Origin of the sequence: Streptomyces sp. NPDC058579 (assembly GCF_042718575.1) — a bacterium.
GTDB lineage: Bacteria > Actinomycetota > Actinomycetes > Streptomycetales > Streptomycetaceae > Streptomyces.
Map to the genome: position 1 here is coordinate 22,677 of NZ_JBHXPI010000030.1, position 18,132 is coordinate 40,808.

The following is an 18,132-nucleotide window of genomic DNA, read 5'->3' on the forward strand; positions in this document are numbered from 1 at the left end:
CTATCGCCCGTCGGTACTACCCCTTGAGGTAGGTCCCGATGCCGTCCGCCATTCCCTGCGCCGCTTTCTGGCGCCATGCCGCATTCGTGAGGAGTGCGGCGTCCTTCGGGTCACGCATATTGCCGCACTCGACGAAGACCTTGGGCACGGTCGAGAGGTTGAGCCCCCCGAGATCGTCCCGTACGTCCAACCCCGTTCCGCCACCGAGGTAGTTGGCGGGCGCGGTGCCGGTCGCGCGCGCGAAGTGGGCGGCGATGGCCTCGCCGAGCTCGCGGGAGGGGCCGACGATCTTCGTGGTGTCGGCGGCGCCGGAGCTTACCTGGGCGGGCAGGATCACGTGGAAACCGCGGTTGCCGGTGGCGGAACCGTCCGCGTGTACGGAGACGACGGCGTCGGCGCGGGCGGCGTTGCCGGTCCGCGCGCGCTCGTCGATGCAGGGCCCGAAGGGGCGGTCGGCGTCGTGGGTGAGCAGGACCTTCGCGCCCTGGGCCGTGAGGAGATCACGGAGACGGTGTGAAACATCGAGGGTGAACGCGGCTTCGGTGTAACCCGCGTTGGTGGAGGTGCCGGTGGCGTCACATTCCTTGCGACCTGTGCCGATATCGACCTTTTGGTTAATTTCCTGGGAATGGCGGAAATTGCCGGGATTGTGACCCGGGTCGATCACGATCGTCCGACCGGTGAGCGGGAGCCCTCCGGAGGAGGGCGTGGAGGGCGTGGAAGGCGTACGCGTGGGGACGCTCGTGGTCGTCTTGGCGTCCGGGGCCGCCGATGGCGAGCCGCCGCCGCAGCCGGCGAGCGCGCTGAGGGCCGCGCAGGCGGTGAGAGTCCCTGCGAGGGCGCGGGTGCGGGTGCGGGTCTTTCGCTGGTCGTACGGCACCTTGCGACTCTAGTGGGAGCTTCCGGTGTGTGTTCGGCCGACGCGTCGGGACTGTGAAGGCCGCGTGGGGGGTATGCAGAGAGGACGTACACGGACCACGGGGGGAACTGTGACGGGGGAAGAGCCGAACGACGTACGTCCAGCGGGAGAGCCGGAGCCGCAAGGGCCGCACGGGCCGCACGGGCCGCACGGGGTGTCGGAGACGCCTTGGGCTTATGGGGCGCCGGGGACGGCGGGGTTTCCGCCGCCGCCCACGCAGCCGCCCGTGGCGCCGGTGCCGCCGCCCGCACCGGTCGAATCCAACCCGGCTCAGGCTGTCCTCGTCGGGTTACTGAACCTGTCCTGTCTGGGACTCGGATATGTCCTGCTCAAGAAGTGGGTCCAGGCCGCCGTCTGCGTCCTCGCGACCGCCGTGCTGCTGCTCGTCGCGCTGCCCGCCGACGTGGACGGCGTACCCACCGGCGTACTGGTGGGGTACGCAGCGTTCCTGCTGGCCGCGGCCGTCGACGGCGCCCGGCGCGGCCTGCGCGCCCCGCTCGCCCTGCCGGCAGGCGCCGCCGCCACGGCCGGCGCCGGGGCGCGGCGGCTCGCGCTCCCGCTGGCCCTCGGGCTCGTGCTGCTCGCGGTGCCGGTCGGCGGCTCCGTCGCCTACGGCGCGGCGCGCGACGAGGCCATAGAGCAGTCGCTGCTCGCGCGGCTCGCGGAGGCGGACAAGCAGGTGAAGTCGGTGGAGGGCCAGAGCTTCGGCGGGGCGGAGCACACGTACGGCAAGGCGCTCGCCGTCTACCAGGAGCTCGGCACGAAGCACGCGGGCTCGCGGGCGGGCCGCCAGGTCCCCGACCGGCTGAACGACTACTACGCGTCGGTCTCCGCCCCGTACCAGCAGAAGAAGTACTGCGAGGCCGTCCCGGGGCTCCAGCATCTGCGCGCGCTGCCGGAGAAGGTGGACCGCGCGCTCCTGGACGGGCTGACGGGCAAGGCGGACGACCCGCTCGCCCACTCCTGGTACGAGTGCGGGATCACCGGTCTCGCCCGCGCGGGCACGGAGGCGTCGGCGGGGGACAACCTGAACGCGCTGCTGTCGACGTTCCCCGAGTCCTCGTACGCGAAGAAGGTCGAGCTGACGGTCCGCGAGGGGCTGAGGACCCGGGGCGCGGCGATCGCCGCGGGCAGCACGGACCCCTGCGACGCCGTCCTCGAACTGCAGCGCTTCCGCACCACCGTCGACCTGCTGCCGAAGGACACCTTCGCCGCCGTCTCGACCGACACGGGCAAGGAGATCCAGAAGGGCGACTTCGCCTGCGGGGTCGAGCAGTTCAAGGAGAAGGAGTTCAGCGAGGCCGTCCAGACGATGAACGACTACGTCAAGGAGTACCCGGGCAGCGCGCAGGTCGCCCACGCGCGCTCCATCGCGATCGCCGCCGAGATAGCCGACGAGACACCGGCCGCGGGCAACCGGCTGCCGTCCGCCACGGTGCCCGGCGGCTCCCGGATGGTCATGGTGGTGTCCAACGACGGCCCCGGTGAGGTCGAGCTGCTCTACACCGGGCCGGTGACCGGACGCGTCACGCTGAAGGCGTGCGGGACCTGCACGGCGTACGGGGACCTCCTCGCGCGGGGCGCCGCCAAGCCCAAGGTGTGCTCCGGACCGTCGTCCAAGTACCCGAAGGCCACGCTGTGGCTGCCCGCCGGCGACTACCACTTCCTCCAGAAGCGGCCGGGTTCGGGGTCGCTGGCGGCGGGGGACAAGTCGAGCACGGCCAAGATCGAGCCGGGGTACTCGTACACGAACTGCCTGTACGTGACGAGGGGCTACGGCTTCGGCCTCTAGCCCACGGCCGTCCGCGCCGTACGCGTCCGTCAGCGGCGGCGCAGGACCCGCAGCGAGTCGGTCACCGAGACCTCCTCGAAGTCGCCCGACTCCAGAGCACGGAGGTAGATGCGGTACGGGGCCTGGCCACCGTCCTCCGGGTTCGGGAAGACGTCGTGGATGACGAGCAGCCCGCCGGCGGCGACCTTGGGCGCCCAGCCCTCGTAGTCGTTGCCGGCGTGCTCGTCGGTGTGCCCGCCGTCGATGAAGACCAGGCCCAGCTCGCCCGCCCAGACCTTGGCCACCTGCGGGGAGCGCCCGACGACCGCGATCACGTGCTCCTCCAGGCCCGCCGTGCGCAGCGTCCGCCGAAAGGCCGGCAGGGTGTCCATGAGGCCGACCTCGGGGTCGACGACGGTCGGGTCGTGGTACTCCCACCCCGGCTGCTGCTCCTCGCTGCCCCGGTGGTGGTCAACGGTCACCGCGACCGTCCCGGCCTCCCGGGCGACGTCGGCCAGCAGGATCGTGGAGCGCCCGCAGTACGTCCCGACCTCAAGCAACGGCAGCCCGAGCTTCGCGGCCTCCGTGGCGGCGGCGTGCAGGGCGAGCCCCTCGTCGAGCGGCATGAAGCCCTTGGCGGCCTCGAAGGCGGCGACGATCTCGGGCGCGGGCATGGGGGCCTCCTACTGGCGGGTACGGCAGCTGCGAGCGCCCATGGTGCCCTACGCGTCGCACTCGAACCACACCGTCTTCCCACCCGCCGCCTCCGACGCCCCCCACCGGTCCGTCACCCCCCGGGCATACGACCGCCGATCCGGCAGCCAATCAGAGAGAGTTCGCTCCGTTACGATCACGATCACGATCAGGACCACCTGCAGGCTGCCGCGCTCCCCGTGGAGGGCTAGGCGGCGCTGATCGCCCGCGTAACGGAGGAACGCCATGGGGACCAACCAGAACCTGATGGGCGCGCGCACTCCGGCGGCTTTCACCGCGTTCGTGGTGGCCGCCGCCGATGGCCGGATCGGCTGAGCGGTGCCGGTACCGCCGTTCGACCCCGAGCTGGCCGTCGTCCTCGCGGCCCTGGACCCCGAGGCGCTCGCGCCCGTCACCCCGGAGAACCTGCGGGCCGTGCAGGAGCGGGACGTCAACGCCCGGCCCCGGCCGACGGTCGAGGAGTTGGGCGACGGCGGCCGGTTCGAGGTGGCGGAGCTGAGCGTGCCGGGGCCTCCGGGCGGGCCTGAGGTCACGCTCGTGAGCGCGCGGCCCGCCGGGCTCGCGGGGCGGCCGCTGCCGTTGCTCCTCTACATGCACGGCGGGGGCATGGTCATGGGCAACGCCTGGTCCGTGCTGCCACGCGTCCTGAACGACTGGGCGGAACCGCTGGGCATGGCCGTCCTCTCGGTCGAGTACCGGCTCGCGCCCCAGACGCCGTACCCGGGTCCGCTGGAGGACTGCTACGCCGCGCTCGTCTGGGCCGTCGAGCACGCGGCCGAACTGGGCGTCGATCCCGACCGGGTCCTCATCGGCGGCAAGAGCGCGGGCGGCGGCCTCGCCGCCGGCCTCGCCCTTCTGGCCCGTGACCGGGGCGGCCCGGCGGTGCTCGGGCAGGTGCTGCTCTGCCCGATGCTCGACGACCGCATGAGCGGATTCTCCAGCCGCCAGATGTCGGGCATCGACATCGGGGACCTCACCTCCCACGCGACCTTCTGGCACGCGTACCTCGGCGACGACCTCTACGGTTCCGCCGACGTCCCGCCCTATGCGGCGCCCACCCGCGCGACGGACCTCTCCGGGCTCCCTCCCGCCTACATCGACGTGGGCTCGGCCGAGATGTTCCGGGACGAGAACATCGCCTACGCCGACGCGATCTGGCGATCGGGAGGCCAGGCCGAACTCCACGTCTGGCCCGGCGCCTTCCACAGCTTCGACGGCATCGCCCCGAACGCCACCGTCAGCCAGGACGCCCGCACCACCCGCACCCGCTGGCTCCGCCGGCTCCTCGCTCAGTCCGGGCGGTCCTGAAGGGCTTTCGGCGCGGACGCGGCCTGGCCCCGCTCAGTAGCGATGGTTCGGCCAATGCGGGTCCTCCCAGCGGGCGGGGCCCGTCAAGCCGATGAGCCGTATCCGGTGGAGCGGTTCCTCGGGTACGTCCGGCACGGCGCGAAGCCGCGCCGGGGCGCATCGGACCAGCCAGGCGACGAGTTCGGCGCGCAGGGCCTCCTCGTCTCCCCAGGCGGACCAGGGGAGTTGGTCGCCCAGCAGGTCGTACTCCCAGACGTCGACGGCTTCGGCCAGGTGCCGGTCGGTGTGGCGGTCGTCGAGCGACTCCCAGGCCGTCAGCCAGGGCGTGAGCGTGTCGGACGCCTCGGTGCACAGCACGAGCACCTCGTGGACCGGGACGGCGGGATCCGCAGTGGCCAGGCTGTAGGCCCACCAGGCGTGTAGGAACTCCCACACCGCCTCTCTCTGAGGCTCGGGCCACTCCTGCCAGTGGCCGAGGGCGAACGAGCGTCCGGCGTCGTCCATGCGGAACAGGTGACTCTCCAGCCCCTGGACGAGTGATCGGGCGAACTGCGGCAGGACGCGGCGAAGTACCGCGCCGTGGTCCTGCCAGTCGAAAGCGCGCCAGGTACGTCGCAGAAGGTCCGGATCGAGCTCGACGTCCGGGATCTTCAACAGCGCGAGCTCTTCCGCGCTGCCCCAGTGGCACTCGCAGTTGTCCTCGTCGGCGCGGGCGGTCATCCCGCGGAAGGTGACGGCCAGGAGGTCCAGAACGCGGTCGAGTCGGAGTCGCGCGGATGTCTCGTCGGGACCGTCGGGATCCATGGTCATGGGGCACAGCCTCACAGGACTCCGGCCAAGTCTCACCGGCCGAAGGTTCCGACGATACAGGTCCGGGCGAACCCTTTAAGTATCTGACCTTCCGTCAGAATGGAACGTGTTCTAGTCTGCGGCCCATGGGCATCGGAATCACGCAAGAGCAGCGGGAGTTGGCCCGGTCCGTGCGCGGGTGGTTCGCCCGGGCTGTGCCGTCCGAGGACGTGCGGAAGCTTCTCGACGCGCCTGCGGAGAGTGGGGCCGGGCGGCCCGGGCACTGGGACGGGCTCGTCGAGCAGGGGCTTCTCGGGGTGCACCTGCCCGAGTCGTACGGGGGTGGGGGCGGCGATCTCGTCGATCTGGCCGTTGTGCTCGAAGAGGCCGCGCGGGCGCTCGTGCCGGGGCCGTACCTGCCTTGCGTGCTCGCCGGGGAGATCCTTAGCCGGGTCCCGGGAGCGGGTGACCTCGTCGCCGACCTTGTGCGTGGCGCCCGTGTCGGGGCCGTCGCACTTGGGGCCGGGGGGATGACCGGGGTCGAGGTCGAGGGCGGGGTCGTGTTCGACGGGGTCGCGCCGCCCGTTCTCGGGGGCGCCCAGGCCGACCTGCTGATCCTGGCCGCGAGCACCGCGCGGGGTGTCGTCTGGGCCGCCGTGGACGCCGAGACCCTCGCCGTCCGCCCGCACGAGAGCGCCGACCCGACGCGGCCGACCGCCGAGGTCACCGCCGACGGCGTCCACGTGCCCGCCGAGCGGATCCTGGAACTCGACCCCACCCTCGTACCGGACCTGGCCGCCGTGCTGTACGCCGCCGACGCCTGCGGGACCGCCGCCCGGGCGCTTGAGACGGCCGCCGAGTACGCCAAGACGCGCGAGCAGTTCGGGCGGCCCATCGGGCAGTTCCAGGGGGTCAAGCACCTCTGTGCCGACATGCTCGTACGGGTCGAGCAGGCCCGCGCGCTCGCCTGGGACGCCGCCAGGGCCACCGAGTCGACCGCGCGCTCGCTCGTCGCGGCGCTCGCCGCCGCCACCGCCCTCGACGCCGCGTACAGCTGCGCCAAGGACTGCATCCAGATCCTCGGCGGGATCGGCTTCACCTGGGAGCACGACGCCCATCTCGCCCTGCGCCGCGCCCTCGTCGCCCGCCAGCTGCTCGGCGCCGGTGACACCCACCGGGCGCAGGCCGTCCGGCTCGCCGCCGAGGGCGTACGGCGTGAGCTGCGGCTCGAACTGCCGCCGGAGGCCGACGCGGTCGGCGCCGCCGCGCGCGAGGCGATCGCGCCCGCCGTCGGCCTGGACCCGGGCGCCGCGCGCCGTGCCCTCGCCGCCACCGGGTACGCCGCCCCGCACCTGCCCGAGCCGTACGGCCTCGGCGCCGGGCCGCTCCAACAGCTCGCCGTACAACGGGAGCTGGACGCGGCCGGGGTCCGGATCGCCGGCCTCGGGATCGCCACCTGGGTGGTCCCCTCCCTGCTCGCGTACGGGACGGCCGGGCAGCAGGAGCGTTACCTCGGTCCCACGCTCCGGGGCGAGTTGCTCTGGTGCCAGCTCTTCTCCGAGCCCGGTGCGGGGTCCGACCTCGCCTCGCTCCGTACGAAGGCGGAACGGACGGAGGACGGCGGCTGGCGGATCACCGGGCAGAAGGTGTGGACGAGCGCGGCCCAGTGGGCCGACCACGGCATCCTGCTCGCCCGCACGGATCCCGACGCGCCCAAGCACAAGGGGCTCACGTACTTCCTCGTCGACATGAAGAACACCCCCGGGATCGACATCCGGCCGCTGAAGGAGATCACCGGCGAATCGCTCTTCAACGAAGTCTTCTTCGACGGCGCGCTGCTTCCGGCCGACGCCGTCGTCGGCGAGGTGAACGACGGTTGGCGCGTGGCCCGCAACACCCTCGGCAACGAGCGCGTCCACATGGCCGACCAGGTCGCCTTCGACTCCGGGCTCGAAGCGCTGATCGAGCGGGCGGACGGTGCGGACAGCTCCGTACGCGTACGGATCGGGGCCCTTGCCGCCGAGGCCCACGCGCTCGCCTGCATCGGGCTGCGGACCACGATGCTCCAGGTCTCGGGGCTCGAACCGGGGGCGGGGGCCAGCGTCCGCAAGCTCGTCCAGACCGTCCACCAGCAGAAGGTCGCCGAGCTGACGCTCGAACTGCTCGGCCCCGAGGGCGCCGTGCGGGAGGGCGCGGGGGAGCGGGCGGTGCACGGGCTGCTGATGTCCCGCTGCCTGACCATCGCGGGCGGCACCACGCAGGTCCAGCTCAATGTCGTGGCCGAGCGCCTGCTCGGCCTGCCGAGGGACTAGAGACCAGAGACTGACTGAACTGACGGAGGGGAACCGGAGATGGGGAAGGCGTACATCGTCGGCGTCGGGATGACGAAGTTCGAGAAGCCCGAGACGCGCGACTGGAACTACTGGGACATGGCGCGCGAGGCCGGGACGGCGGCGCTCGCCGACGCCGGCGTCTCGTACGAGCAGGTCCAGCAGGTCCCGGTCGGCTACTGCTTCCAGGCCTCCACGGCCGGGCAGCGCGCCGCGTACGAACTCGGTCTGACCGGCGTGCCGGTCTACAACGTCAACAACAACTGCGCGACCGCGTCGACCGCGCTGATGATGGCCCGGCAGTTCGTGGAGGGCGGGATCAGCGACTGCGTCCTCGCGCTGGGCTTCGAGAAGATGGCGCGCGGGGCGCTGGGTGGCGGATCCGACGGCGGCGACTTCAAGACCTCGCCGGTCGCCCGGCACTACGGGATCATGGCCGCCGCCCACGGCTTCGAGATGTCGCCGCCGACCGCGCAGATCTTCGGCAACGCGGCCCGGGAGCACATGGCGCGGTACGGGACGACCGAGGTGCAGCTCGCGGCCGTCGGCGCCAAGAACCACCAGCACTCGGCGAACAACCCCAACGCCCAGTTCCAGGACGTGTACTCGGTCGACGAGATCCTCGCCGCCAAGACCATCCACCGGCCGCTGACGAAGCTGCAGTGCTCGCCCACCTCCGACGGGTCGGCGGCGGCGGTCGTGGTGTCGGAGCGGTTCGTGGTCGAACACGGGCTGCACGACAAGGCCGTCGAGATCGCGGCACAGGCCATGACCACGGACACCGGGGACTCCTTCGCGTCCGGATCCTGCATCGACGCGGTCGGCCGGCCGATGTCGCGTGCGGCGGCCCGGCAGGTCTACGAGAAGTCCGGGCTCGGCATCGAGGACGTGGACGTCGTGGAACTCCACGACTGCTTCTCCATCAACGAGCTGCTGACCTACGAGGCGCTCGGCATGTGCGAGGACGGTGCCTCGGGGAAGCTCGTCGAGTCGGGGGCGACGACGTACGGCGGGCGGTGGGTGGTGAACCCGTCGGGCGGGCTGATCTCCAAGGGGCATCCGCTGGGCGCCACCGGGCTCGCCCAGGCCGCCGAACTGGTCTGGCAGCTGCGGGGCGAGGCGGGGCCGAGGCAGGTGGCGGGGGCGCGGGTCGGCCTCGCGCACAACATCGGTCTGGGCGGGGCGGCGGTGGTGACGATGCTGCGGAGGGGGTAGGACGGGGCTGTGGGCTGTGGGCTGTGGGCCGTGGGTCCGGGCCGGGGCGTGGGCCGAGGGTCCGGAGGTCGTAGGACCGTTCCGGACCATTCCTGGGCCCGTTCCTAGGACCGATTGCCGATGTACGGGGCAAGGGGTGTCTGCGACCATCACACGCATGGCCCGAACCGAGTCCTCCGCCGAGTCCTCCGCCGCCGAGTCGGCCGCACCGTCGTCCACCTCCATACGCCCCGCCCCGCGCACCTGGCTCGTGGTGCTGGCCGCGTGCGCGGGGCAGTTCCTCGTGGTCCTCGACGTCTCGGTCGTGAACGTCGCGCTGCCCTCGATGCGGGCCGACCTCGGTCTCTCGTCGATCGGGCTGCAGTGGGTCCTCAACGCCTACTCGATCGCCTTCGCCGGGTTCATGCTGCTCGGCGGGCGGGCGGCGGACCTCTTCGGCCGGAAGCGGATGTTCCTGCTCGGGCTCGGGCTCTTCACCGCGGCCTCCGTCGCGGGCGGGCTGGCTCAGGAGGGCTGGCAGCTGGTCGCGGCCCGGGCCGTGCAGGGCCTCGGCGCCGCGGTGCTCGCGCCCGCGACGCTCACGATCGTGACCGCCGCCGTACCCGCGGGGCCCGCGCGGACCCGGGCCATCGGGACGTGGACGGCGGTCGGGGCGGCCGGTGGCGCGGCGGGCGGCTTCGTGGGCGGTGTCCTCGTCGACCTGCTCTCCTGGCGCTGGGTGCTCCTGATCAACGTGCCCGTCGGCGTGCTGGTTCTGGCCGGGGCCGCGCTGTGGCTGAGCGAGAGCCGTACCGGTGGCGGGCGACGGCTCGACCTGCCGGGCGCGGTCCTCGTCACCGGCGGCCTCGCCTCCGTCGCGTACGGCATCGTGCAGACGGAGGAGGGTGGTTGGGGCGCCCCGGCCACCGTGGTCCCGCTGCTCGGCGGTCTGGCGCTGCTCGGGGCCTTCGTCGCCGTCGAGGCCCGGACGGCGGCCCCGCTGATGCCGCTGAAACTCTTCCGCTCGCGGGCGGTCTCGGCGGCCAACGTGTCGATCCTGCTCGCCGGTTCGACCTCGTTCGGCATGTGGTTCTTCATGACCGTGTACGCCCAGAACGTCCTCGGCTACACCCCGCTCCAGGCGGGCCTGGCCCTGGTCCCCAGCTCGGTCAGCGTCATCGTGGGCTCCAAGCTGGCACCGCGCCTGATGCCGACGACGGGCGCGCGCAACCTCGCGGTCATCGGAGCCCTCGTGGCCGCGGCCGGCTTCGCCTGGCAGTCGACGATGACGGCGAACGGCACGTTCCTGACCACCATCCTGGGCCCCGGCATCCTGATGATGGCCGGCATCGGCCTCCTCACCACCCCACTGGCCACCCTGGCCACTTCCAGCGCCGCGCCCGGCGACGCGGGCCTGGTCTCCGGCCTCGTCAACACCTCCCGCACGATGGGCGGCGCACTCGGCCTCGCCGTCCTCTCCACCGTGGCCGCCGCCCGCACGGCAGGCGGCACGACCCCCGAGTCCCTGACAGAGGGCTACGCCCTGGCCTTCCGCACGGCAACGGGCGTCCTCCTCGCGGCGGCACTCCTGATGCTGCTGTGGCTCCCGAAGCCGAGTCGCCAGGACTGAACCGTCAGAGCCAGCCCTGCTGACGGGCCTCCCGGACCGCCTCCATGCGGTTACGGGTGCCGGTCTTGCCGATGGCGGACGAGAGGTAGTTCCGTACCGTCGACTCGGACAGGTGCAGGCGCGTCGCGATGTCGGCGATCGTCGCGCCGTCCACCGCCGCGCCCAGGGCCTCCCGCTCGCGGGCGGACAGCGGGTTCGGCCCCGCGCTGAGGGCCGCCGCCGCGAGGGCCGGGTCGATGACCGTCTCGCCCCGCAGGACCTGCCGGATCGCCGAGGCCAACTCCTCCACCGGCCCGTCCTTCACCAGGAATCCGGCCGCTCCCGCCTCCATCGCCCGCCGGAGGTACCCGGGCCGGCCGAAGGTGGTCAGGATCAGGACCCGGCAGTCGGGCACCTCTTCGCGCAGGTCGGCGGCGGCGTCGAGGCCGGAACGCCCCGGCAGCTCGATGTCGAGCAGCGCCACCTCGGGCCGACTGACGAGCGCCACGTCCACGATCTCGTCCCCCCGTCCCACCTGAGCGACGACCTCGATGTCCGGCTCCATCCCGAGCAGCAGCGCGAGCGCGCCCCGCATCATGCCCTGGTCCTCGGCGAGGAGAACTCGTGTACGCGAAAGCGGGCGGTGGTCCTGCGGCATCTCGCTCATGAGGGAAAGGGTACTCACCGGCGTGGGGCTCCAGGCGGGTCCACAAGTAGCAATGCAAAGGACAGCGGCACACACTGGGAGTGATTCGGGCAACCGGTTTCGCCGGGCCCGCGCCCCCCATGACCGCCAATGCGGCACTTCGAAGTTGATGGATAAATATCCATCGCCTGCGTCGCAGCGGAATGAGCTCAGTGCCTGGTCCACCAAGGGAGCGTCCATGAGCGCCAAAGAAGAGACCCCACTTCAATGCACGCTGAAAGAGGAGAACTTCACAGCTGTAGCGAGCCTGCACAGTGGCGGTAGGCGGCGAGTCACTGTCACCGGTCGGCTCACCTGCCCGACCCCTGGCTTCACGTTGCGCCTCGAGCTCGACAACCCGGGAGTCAACCCGCAGCCGAACGAGCTCGTACTGAAGGTTGTCGAGGTTGAGCCGAGTGAAGACGTGACACTGGTTCTGACCGAGACCGAAGTATCTGACTACTTCCCGGTCAAGCCGGAGGTGGACACCGTCATCATCCGCAATCTCGGCATCAGCATTCCAGTCGAGGGTCAATAGGCGAGTGAATTCGGCCGTCATTCAGTGATGCGTGAGCCGCCACCGGGAGTTCCGCGGTCACGCGGAAGCCGCCTTCTGGCGCCGGGCCCGAGTTGAGGGTGCCGCCTGCGGTCGTTATGCGTTCGTGCAGGCCCTTCAGGCCGCTGCCGGGCGGGGCCGCGGAGCCCTTGCCGTTGTCCGTGATCGTCAGGCGGACGTGGGTCAGGGTGCCGCCGAGGTCGATCGTGCAGCGGGTCGCCCCGCTGTGGCGGACCGCGTTCGTCACCGACTCCCGTACGACCCAGCACAGCAGCGCCTCCGTGGCGGGCGACAGCGGCGGGCCGGACTGGCGGACCACCGGGTCGATGCCCGCCGAGGACAGGGCGTCGCGGGCGCCGTCCAGTTCGGTGGCGAGGCTGCCCTCGCGGTAGCCGGTCACCGCCTCGCGGATCTCGGCGAGCGCCTGGCGGCCGACGGACTCGATGTCCGCCACCTGCGCGAGCGCGGCCTCGACGTCGCGCGGGGCGAGCCGCCGCGCCGCCTCCGACTTGACGACGATCACGGACAGGGTGTGCCCGAGCAGGTCGTGGAGGTCCCGGGAGAAGCGGAGCCGCTCCTTCTCCACCGCCGTCCGGGCCAGTTCCTGCCGGGTCGCGCGCAGCTCGCGGACGGTCTCGGAGAGGGCGAAGATGGCCGCCGTCACCATCGCCGAGATGAACGTCCCGTAGGCCACGTTGATCGCGCCCCAGCCGTCCCGTATCCCCGCGACCACGGCCGCCGTGACGCAGAGCGGGAACACCACCCGGGGCAGCCGCCTGCCGCGGGTGACCGACCCCGCGGCGAGGCCGAGCAGCGGGAAGTACAGCAGGTACGGTCCGCCGTAGGTGATGCCGAGGCCGAGGGTGATGGCCGCCATCCCCGCCAGCAGCCACCAGGTGGTGGGCGCGTCGCGCTTGGGGCCGCTGAAGGCACGGAAGACCACCGCTATGTAGAGCGAGTTGAAGACGAGCAGGCCCAGGCCGGTGATCAAAGGGTTGGACGTCTTGCCCTGGAAGAGGTGGGAGACCGCCCCCATGCCCATGAGCAGCCAGGGCAGCATCGAGTACCCGTTGGGCGGCGTCATCCCCTCCGGCGCCCACTCCCGGCGGCTTCGCCGCGTACGTCCCCAGCGCATGGCGCCCCTCCCGAGCATCGTGCCTCTCCCGCGCATGGCTCCCCTCCCGCGCATCGTGCCCGTCCTCACGTCCGCCTCCCCGAGCGACGGTACGAATCCGTCGCGTACAGGCCGAACAGCAGGGCCCACACGGTGATCACGGCGATCGCCGCGAGGCCAGGTGCGGAGCCCTCCGTCAGTGCCCGGCCGAGCTCCGCGAAGCGGTTCGTCGGCGTGTACGAGGAGACCACACGCAGCCAGTCGGGGAAGAGCTCCACGGGAAACCACAGGCCACCCACGACCGCGAGCCCCAGATTGCAGGCCACGTTGACGACCCCGGTGGTCTGGGCGGAGAGGCGGTAGCCGTTGCCGAGGCCGAGCAGGGTGAAGGGGAGCGAACCGAGCCAGAGGGCCAAGGCGACCGCGGCCCACTGCCAGGCGGCCATCCGGACGCCGTTGACGACCGCGCCGGCGAGGAGGACGGCGGTGAGGGCGGGCAGGACGATCACCGACCCCGTGAGCGCGCGCCCGATGACGACCTGGCGCGGTGTCATCGGGGTGATCCGCAGCTGCCGCAGCCAGCCGACGGACCGGTCCTCGGCGATCCCCGTCCCCACGGACAGCGCCGCGTTGACCGCTCCGTACGCCGCCATGCCGACCATCGAGGCGGTCTTCCACACGGCCTCGTCCGTGCCGAGGTTGGTGAACAGGAGGTACATCATCACCGGCACGCCGATGCTGCCGATCGCGAATCCGACGTCGCGCAGGGACCGGCGGACCTCGAGTCGTACGTACGCGGTGATCACGAGGTCGTCTCCAGGGTGCGTCGGGTCAGGGACAGGAAGGCGTCGTTCATCGACACCGGGGCGACCTCCAGGCCGCGGATCGCGTTCAGCGCCGCGAGAGCGACGACGGTCGCGTCGGAGTCGTCGGTGCGCAGCCGGGCGCGGTCTCCCCGTATCTCCACCGAGGTCACGCCGGGGAGGTGGGCGAGCCCTTCGCTCGACCCGCCCGCCAGGTCGAAGGAGACGAGGCTGCCGCCTCCCGCGCGCCTGAGCTCCTCGCCCGTGCCGTCGGCCAGGACGCGGCCCCCGTCGAGGACGACGATCCGGTCGGCATGGGCGTCGGCCTCCTCCAGATAGTGGGTGGAGAAGAGGACCGTGTTGCCCCGGCGGGCGTACCCGCGCATCGCGTCCCAGAACGCCTCGCGGGCCTCCACGTCCAGAGCGACGGTCGGCTCGTCGAGCACGATCAGCTCGGGGCTCCCCGCGAGGGCGAGGGCGAACCGGACCCGCTGCGCCTGGCCGCCGGAGAGCCGGTCGACACGGCGGCCGGCGAGTTCCGTGAGGCCCGCCAGCTCCAGGGCCTCGGCCACCGGCAGTGGGGCCGGGTAGGTGCGGGCGACGAAGGCGACCAGCTCGCGGACCGTCACCCGGGAGACCGGCCGGCCCTCCTGGAGCATCGCGCCGACCCGGCCCGCCTCCACGGCCCGGGCCGGGGCCGCGCCGAACAGCGACACCCGGCCGCCGTCGGGCTCGGCGAGGCCCAGCATCAGACCGATCGCCGTGGACTTCCCGGCGCCGTTCCTGCCGAGCAGGGCCACCGTCTCGCCACGGCGGACGGTCAGGTCGACACCGTCCACAGCGCGCACGCTTCCGTAGCTCTTCGTCGTGGCCTCGAAGACCACCGCGGGTTCGTTCCTCATGCCGTCGAAGCTACGGATCCGGCCCAGGTGCGCGGCAGGCGTGGATGTACGGACCTGGCAGTGACAAATGTCCTGCCCGGCCGATGAGGTCGCTGGCGCCATGAAGCTGACGTGGCGTCAGATGTCCGCTCCCGAGGGCTTCTCAACTCACCCCCGCTCGGCTATACATGAGGATCACCGACCTAGAACGCGTTCTAGAACGGAAGAACGGGCGCGTACGGGACGGTCCCCGCACGGCCTCGGTGCGGCCGACGGTGCGGACGGTCGCACCGAGGTCTTCCACACCTCTCGACCTTCACGGATCTCCAAGGAGCAGCATCCCCATGCCCATTGATGCCGCCAAGGCCGTCGCCGCCGAGCCCCGCAGCGCCGAGATCGGCTGGGACCACAAGGACGTCCAGCTCTACCACCTGGGACTTGGCGCCGGAACCCCGGCGACCGACCCCGGCGAGCTCCGCTACACCCTCGAATCCAGGCTCCACGTCCTGCCCAGCTTCGCCACCGTCGCCGGCGCCGGCATGGGGGTCGTCGGCGGGCTCTCCGCGCCCGGCGTCGACATCGACCTCGCCGCCGTCCTGCACGGCGGCCAGACGATCACGCTCCACCGGCCGGTCCCCGTCAAGGGCCGGGCCGTCACCACCTCCCGCGTCGCCGCCGTGTACGACAAGGGCAAGGCGGCCGTCCTCGTGCTGCGTTCCGAGGTCGCCGACGACGACGGCCCGCTGTGGACCAGCGACGCGCAGATCTTTGTCCGCGGAGAGGGCGGCTGGGGCGGCGACCGCGGACCCTCCGAGCGGCTCGAACTCCCGGACCGCGAGCCCGAGAAGACCGTCGAGCGTCCCGTACGCGAGGACCAGGCGCTGCTGTACCGGCTCTCCGGCGACTGGAACCCGCTCCACGCCGACCCCGAGTTCGCCGCGCTCGCCGGCTTCGACCGGCCGATCCTGCACGGACTCTGCACCTACGGAATGACCCTCAAGGCGGTGGTGGACACGGTGCTCGGCGGGGACGTCGCCCGGGTCCGCTCGTACCGCACCCGCTTCGCCGGGATCGTCTTCCCCGGCGAGACCCTGCGTATCCGGATGTGGACCGGGGACGGCCGCGTCCAGGTGTCGGTGACGGCCGTGGAGCGCGACGACGCTCCCGTGCTCGCCGACACCCTCGTCGAGTATTCCTGATCGGGCGATTGGAGCCGCACCATGCGCGCAGCCGTACTGCACGAGATCGGCCAGGACAAACTGGAGGTCCTCGACGACGTCGAGGCCGTGGGATTCGGCCCCGGCAAGGTCAAGATCCGGGTCAGGGCGACCGGGCTGTGCCACTCCGACGTCTCCGCGATGAGCGGCGTGCTTCCGCAGCCCGCCCCGTTCATCCCCGGCCACGAGGGCGCGGGCGAGATCCTCGACATCGGTGACGGGGTCACCGGGCTCAGCGAGGGGCAGCGGGTGCTGCTGTGCTGGCTGCCCGCGTGCGGCACGTGTCCCGCCTGCAAGCGCGGCCAGACCCAGCTCTGTCTGGCCGGCTTCATGAACGCCGGTACCCCCAACTTCCGTAGGCCCGGAGGGGAGGTCTTCGGCTTCGCGGGGACCGGCACCTTCACCGAAGAGGTCGTCGTCGACGCCGGCTGCGCCGTCCCGATCCCCGACGACGTGCCCTTCGACATCGCCGCGCTCATAGGCTGCGGCGTGACCACCGGGCTCGGCGCGGCCATCAACACCGCGAAGGTGGAGGCCGGTTCCTCGGTCGCCGTCATCGGCTGCGGTGGTGTCGGCATCTCCGCGATCCAGGGCGCCAAGCTCCAGGGAGCCGCCCAGATCATCGCCGTCGACCCGGTCGAGTCCCGGCGCGAGGCCGCCCTCCGCTTCGGCGCGACCGAGGCCGTCGCCCCCGACGCGCTCGCGGACGCCAAGCAGCGCGTCACCGCCGGCGAGGGCTTCGACTACGTCTTCGAGGTCGTCGGCAAGTCCGCCACCGCCCGTACCGCGTACGAGACGACCCGGCGCGGCGGCACCCTCTGCGTCGTCGGCGCGGGCGCGCTCGACGACTACCTGCAGCTCAACATGTTCGAGCTGTTCTTCGACGAGAAGCGGATCCTGCCGTCGATGTACGGCGGCGGTGACGTCATGCGCTCGTACGAGCGGGCCATCGCGCTCTGGCGGGCGGGCCGGATCGACCTGGAGTCCCTGATCACCCACCGGGTGCCGCTCTCCGGGATCAACGAGGCGCTGGAGCAGATGCGTACGGGCGTCGCGCTCCGCACCTGCATCGAGATCTGAGACCAGAGAGGACGCGAATCGATGTCACTCCCTTCGATGTCACTCCCTCTTGAGGGGCTGTCCGCGATCGTCACCGGCGCCGGCCGGGGCCTCGGCCGGGCCGAGGCGCTGGAACTCGCCCGCCTGGGCGCGGCCGTGGTCGTCAACGACTACGGCCAGCCGGGGCGCGACGGCTCCGGCGAGGCGTCGGCGACCCCCGCCGAGGAGGTCGCCGAGGAGATCCGGGCGGCGGGCGGCCGTGCGGTCGCGCACCTGGGCGACGTCGCCGACTTCGAGACCGCGCGGGGCCTGGTGGACCTGGCGGTGGGCGAGTTCGGGAAGCTGGACATCCTGGTCAACAACGCGGGCATCCTGCGGGACCGGATGGTCTTCTCGATGAGCGAGGAGGAGTGGGACTCGGTGATCCGGGTCCATCTCAAGGGCCACTTCAACACCACGCACTTCGCGGCGGTGCACTGGCGGGGGCGGGCGAAGGCGGGGGAGACCGGCGTGTACGGCCGGATCGTCAACACCTCGTCCGAGGCGTTCCTGGCCGGCTCGGCGGGCCAGCCCAACTACGCGGCGGCCAAGGGCGGGATCGTGGGCCTGACGACCTCGACGGCGCTCGCCCTCGCGAAGTACGGCGTCACGGCGAACGCGATCTGCCCGCGGGCCCGGACCCGGATGACGGAGGACGTCTTCGCGGGCTTCGCGGAGCCGGGGGACGGCGAGCTGGATGCGCTGGCACCGGAGCACGTGGCGCCGGTCGTGGGCTACCTGGCGTCCCCGGCGGCGGCGGCCGTCAACGGCCAACTCCTCGTCGTCCACGGCGGGATGGTCGCGATCGTGGACCGGCCGAAGGTGTCGGCGAAGTTCGACACGGCGAAGGACGCGTTCACGTACGAGGAGCTGGACGGGCTGCTGTCCCCGCACTACGCGGGCCGCCCGGCGGGCGAGACGTTCGCGGCGGCGGAGGTGCTGGGGCTGAAGCGGGGGTAGGGCGGGGCGGTGGGGTGAGGGAGTTCCCCCACCCCACCCCTTCCCGAAACTCTGACGAGACGGGGGCGCTGCCCCGCCCCCCCGAGGCGCGGCGGCTGCGTCGCGCCTCGGGGGGGCGATGAGAACGACCCCGAAGGGCCCGCGGTGGTCCGCCGCGATGGGTCGGCGGTCGAGCGTCGGCGGT

The 18,132-nt window shown here is 72.0% G+C and carries 16 protein-coding genes; 9 read left to right on the forward strand and 7 right to left on the reverse strand.

From position 1 onward, the window contains the following. Positions 1–16: 16 nt before the first annotated feature. Positions 17–880, reverse strand: a complete 864-nt coding sequence (locus tag ACFWRO_RS26760; protein WP_384514009.1) for an N-acetylmuramoyl-L-alanine amidase — start codon at positions 878–880, stop codon at positions 17–19. 265 nt (positions 881–1,145) lie between these two features. Between ACFWRO_RS26760 and ACFWRO_RS26765 the strand changes: the two genes are divergently transcribed. Next, positions 1,146–2,711, forward strand: coding sequence for a hypothetical protein (locus ACFWRO_RS26765; protein ID WP_384514011.1), 1,566 nt, complete (start codon positions 1,146–1,148; stop codon positions 2,709–2,711). A gap of 29 nt (positions 2,712–2,740) precedes the next feature. Here the strand turns inward: ACFWRO_RS26765 and ACFWRO_RS26770 are convergent, their stop codons facing one another. Then, entirely contained in the window at positions 2,741–3,364 is a 624-nt protein-coding gene (locus ACFWRO_RS26770) for a class I SAM-dependent methyltransferase (protein ID WP_384514012.1), read from the reverse strand. Between the two features lie 358 nt (positions 3,365–3,722). Here ACFWRO_RS26770 and ACFWRO_RS26775 point away from each other — a divergent pair, with 358 nt between their 5' ends. Beyond that, a complete protein-coding gene (locus ACFWRO_RS26775) occupies positions 3,723–4,712 on the forward strand; it encodes an alpha/beta hydrolase (RefSeq protein WP_384514014.1) in 990 nt (329 codons plus the stop codon). A gap of 33 nt (positions 4,713–4,745) precedes the next feature. Here the strand turns inward: ACFWRO_RS26775 and ACFWRO_RS26780 are convergent, their stop codons facing one another. After that, positions 4,746–5,522 carry a hypothetical protein gene (locus ACFWRO_RS26780; protein ID WP_384514016.1) on the reverse strand — a complete coding sequence of 259 codons (777 nt, stop codon included), beginning with the start codon at positions 5,520–5,522 and terminating at the stop codon, positions 4,746–4,748. A 125-nt stretch (positions 5,523–5,647) separates the two neighbouring features. Between ACFWRO_RS26780 and ACFWRO_RS26785 the strand changes: the two genes are divergently transcribed. The 3 genes from ACFWRO_RS26785 to ACFWRO_RS26795 all read left to right on the forward strand — a co-directional run bounded on the left by ACFWRO_RS26785 (position 5,648) and on the right by ACFWRO_RS26795 (position 10,655). Continuing rightward, the gene (locus ACFWRO_RS26785) at positions 5,648–7,813 is read left to right on the forward strand and encodes an acyl-CoA dehydrogenase (RefSeq protein WP_384514018.1); all 2,166 of its coding nucleotides are present in this window, start codon (positions 5,648–5,650) and stop codon (positions 7,811–7,813) included. A gap of 39 nt (positions 7,814–7,852) precedes the next feature. Next, entirely contained in the window at positions 7,853–9,046 is a 1,194-nt protein-coding gene (locus ACFWRO_RS26790) for a lipid-transfer protein (RefSeq protein WP_384514019.1), read from the forward strand. 157 nt (positions 9,047–9,203) lie between these two features. After that, positions 9,204–10,655: an MFS transporter gene (locus tag ACFWRO_RS26795; RefSeq protein ID WP_384514021.1), complete on the forward strand. Its 1,452-nt coding sequence runs from the start codon at positions 9,204–9,206 to the stop codon at positions 10,653–10,655. A 4-nt stretch (positions 10,656–10,659) separates the two neighbouring features. Here the strand turns inward: ACFWRO_RS26795 and ACFWRO_RS26800 are convergent, their stop codons facing one another. Then, positions 10,660–11,301, reverse strand: coding sequence for a response regulator (locus ACFWRO_RS26800; protein WP_384514023.1), 642 nt, complete (start codon positions 11,299–11,301; stop codon positions 10,660–10,662). Positions 11,302–11,518: 217 nt separating this feature from the next. Here ACFWRO_RS26800 and ACFWRO_RS26805 point away from each other — a divergent pair, with 217 nt between their 5' ends. After that, a complete protein-coding gene (locus tag ACFWRO_RS26805; RefSeq protein ID WP_384514025.1) occupies positions 11,519–11,857 on the forward strand; it encodes a hypothetical protein in 339 nt (112 codons plus the stop codon). Here the strand turns inward: ACFWRO_RS26805 and ACFWRO_RS26810 are convergent. The 3 genes from ACFWRO_RS26810 to ACFWRO_RS26820 form a co-directional block, all read right to left on the reverse strand. Then, entirely contained in the window at positions 11,832–13,010 is a 1,179-nt protein-coding gene (locus tag ACFWRO_RS26810; RefSeq protein WP_384514027.1) for a sensor histidine kinase, read from the reverse strand. The two genes, ACFWRO_RS26805 and ACFWRO_RS26810, sit on opposite strands and share 26 nt — an antisense overlap. A 65-nt stretch (positions 13,011–13,075) precedes the next feature. Then, positions 13,076–13,795, reverse strand: a complete 720-nt coding sequence (locus tag ACFWRO_RS26815) for an ABC transporter permease (RefSeq protein WP_384514029.1) — start codon at positions 13,793–13,795, stop codon at positions 13,076–13,078. Then, complete coding sequence (locus ACFWRO_RS26820; RefSeq protein WP_384514031.1) at positions 13,792–14,694, reverse strand: ABC transporter ATP-binding protein; 903 nt, start codon at positions 14,692–14,694, stop codon at positions 13,792–13,794. Before ACFWRO_RS26820 ends, ACFWRO_RS26815 begins: the two co-directional genes overlap by 4 nt. Positions 14,695–15,017: 323 nt before the next feature. On the opposite strand from ACFWRO_RS26820, the gene ACFWRO_RS26825 reads away from it, so the two are divergent. Genes ACFWRO_RS26825 through ACFWRO_RS26835 form a run of 3 tightly spaced genes read left to right on the forward strand, consistent with a single transcriptional unit; the run spans position 15,018 to position 17,948 of the window. Then, a complete protein-coding gene (locus tag ACFWRO_RS26825; protein ID WP_384514033.1) occupies positions 15,018–15,872 on the forward strand; it encodes a MaoC/PaaZ C-terminal domain-containing protein in 855 nt (284 codons plus the stop codon). A gap of 21 nt (positions 15,873–15,893) precedes the next feature. Next, positions 15,894–16,970, forward strand: coding sequence for a Zn-dependent alcohol dehydrogenase (locus ACFWRO_RS26830; protein ID WP_384514035.1), 1,077 nt, complete (start codon positions 15,894–15,896; stop codon positions 16,968–16,970). A 36-nt stretch (positions 16,971–17,006) separates the two neighbouring features. Next, entirely contained in the window at positions 17,007–17,948 is a 942-nt protein-coding gene (locus tag ACFWRO_RS26835; protein WP_384514037.1) for a 3-oxoacyl-ACP reductase, read from the forward strand. The last annotated feature ends 184 nt before the right edge of the window (positions 17,949–18,132 follow it).

Bases quoted from the DNA above. Each gene is read 5' to 3' on its own strand.
- ACFWRO_RS26770 (WP_384514012.1), bottom strand. From the start codon at position 3,364: ATGCCCGCGCCCGAGATCGTCGCCGCCTTCGAGGCCGCCAAGGGCTTC.
- ACFWRO_RS26780 (WP_384514016.1), bottom strand. From the start codon at position 5,522: ATGACCATGGATCCCGACGGTCCCGACGAGACATCCGCGCGACTCCGA.
- ACFWRO_RS26785 (WP_384514018.1), top strand. From the start codon at position 5,648: ATGGGCATCGGAATCACGCAAGAGCAGCGGGAGTTGGCCCGGTCCGTG.
- ACFWRO_RS26790 (WP_384514019.1), top strand. From the start codon at position 7,853: ATGGGGAAGGCGTACATCGTCGGCGTCGGGATGACGAAGTTCGAGAAG.
- ACFWRO_RS26795 (WP_384514021.1), top strand. From the start codon at position 9,204: ATGGCCCGAACCGAGTCCTCCGCCGAGTCCTCCGCCGCCGAGTCGGCC.
- ACFWRO_RS26800 (WP_384514023.1), bottom strand. From the start codon at position 11,301: ATGAGCGAGATGCCGCAGGACCACCGCCCGCTTTCGCGTACACGAGTT.
- ACFWRO_RS26805 (WP_384514025.1), top strand. From the start codon at position 11,519: ATGAGCGCCAAAGAAGAGACCCCACTTCAATGCACGCTGAAAGAGGAG.
- ACFWRO_RS26810 (WP_384514027.1), bottom strand. From the start codon at position 13,010: ATGCGCTGGGGACGTACGCGGCGAAGCCGCCGGGAGTGGGCGCCGGAG.
- ACFWRO_RS26820 (WP_384514031.1), bottom strand. From the start codon at position 14,694: ATGAGGAACGAACCCGCGGTGGTCTTCGAGGCCACGACGAAGAGCTAC.
- ACFWRO_RS26825 (WP_384514033.1), top strand. From the start codon at position 15,018: ATGCCCATTGATGCCGCCAAGGCCGTCGCCGCCGAGCCCCGCAGCGCC.
- ACFWRO_RS26830 (WP_384514035.1), top strand. From the start codon at position 15,894: ATGCGCGCAGCCGTACTGCACGAGATCGGCCAGGACAAACTGGAGGTC.
- ACFWRO_RS26835 (WP_384514037.1), top strand. From the start codon at position 17,007: ATGTCACTCCCTCTTGAGGGGCTGTCCGCGATCGTCACCGGCGCCGGC.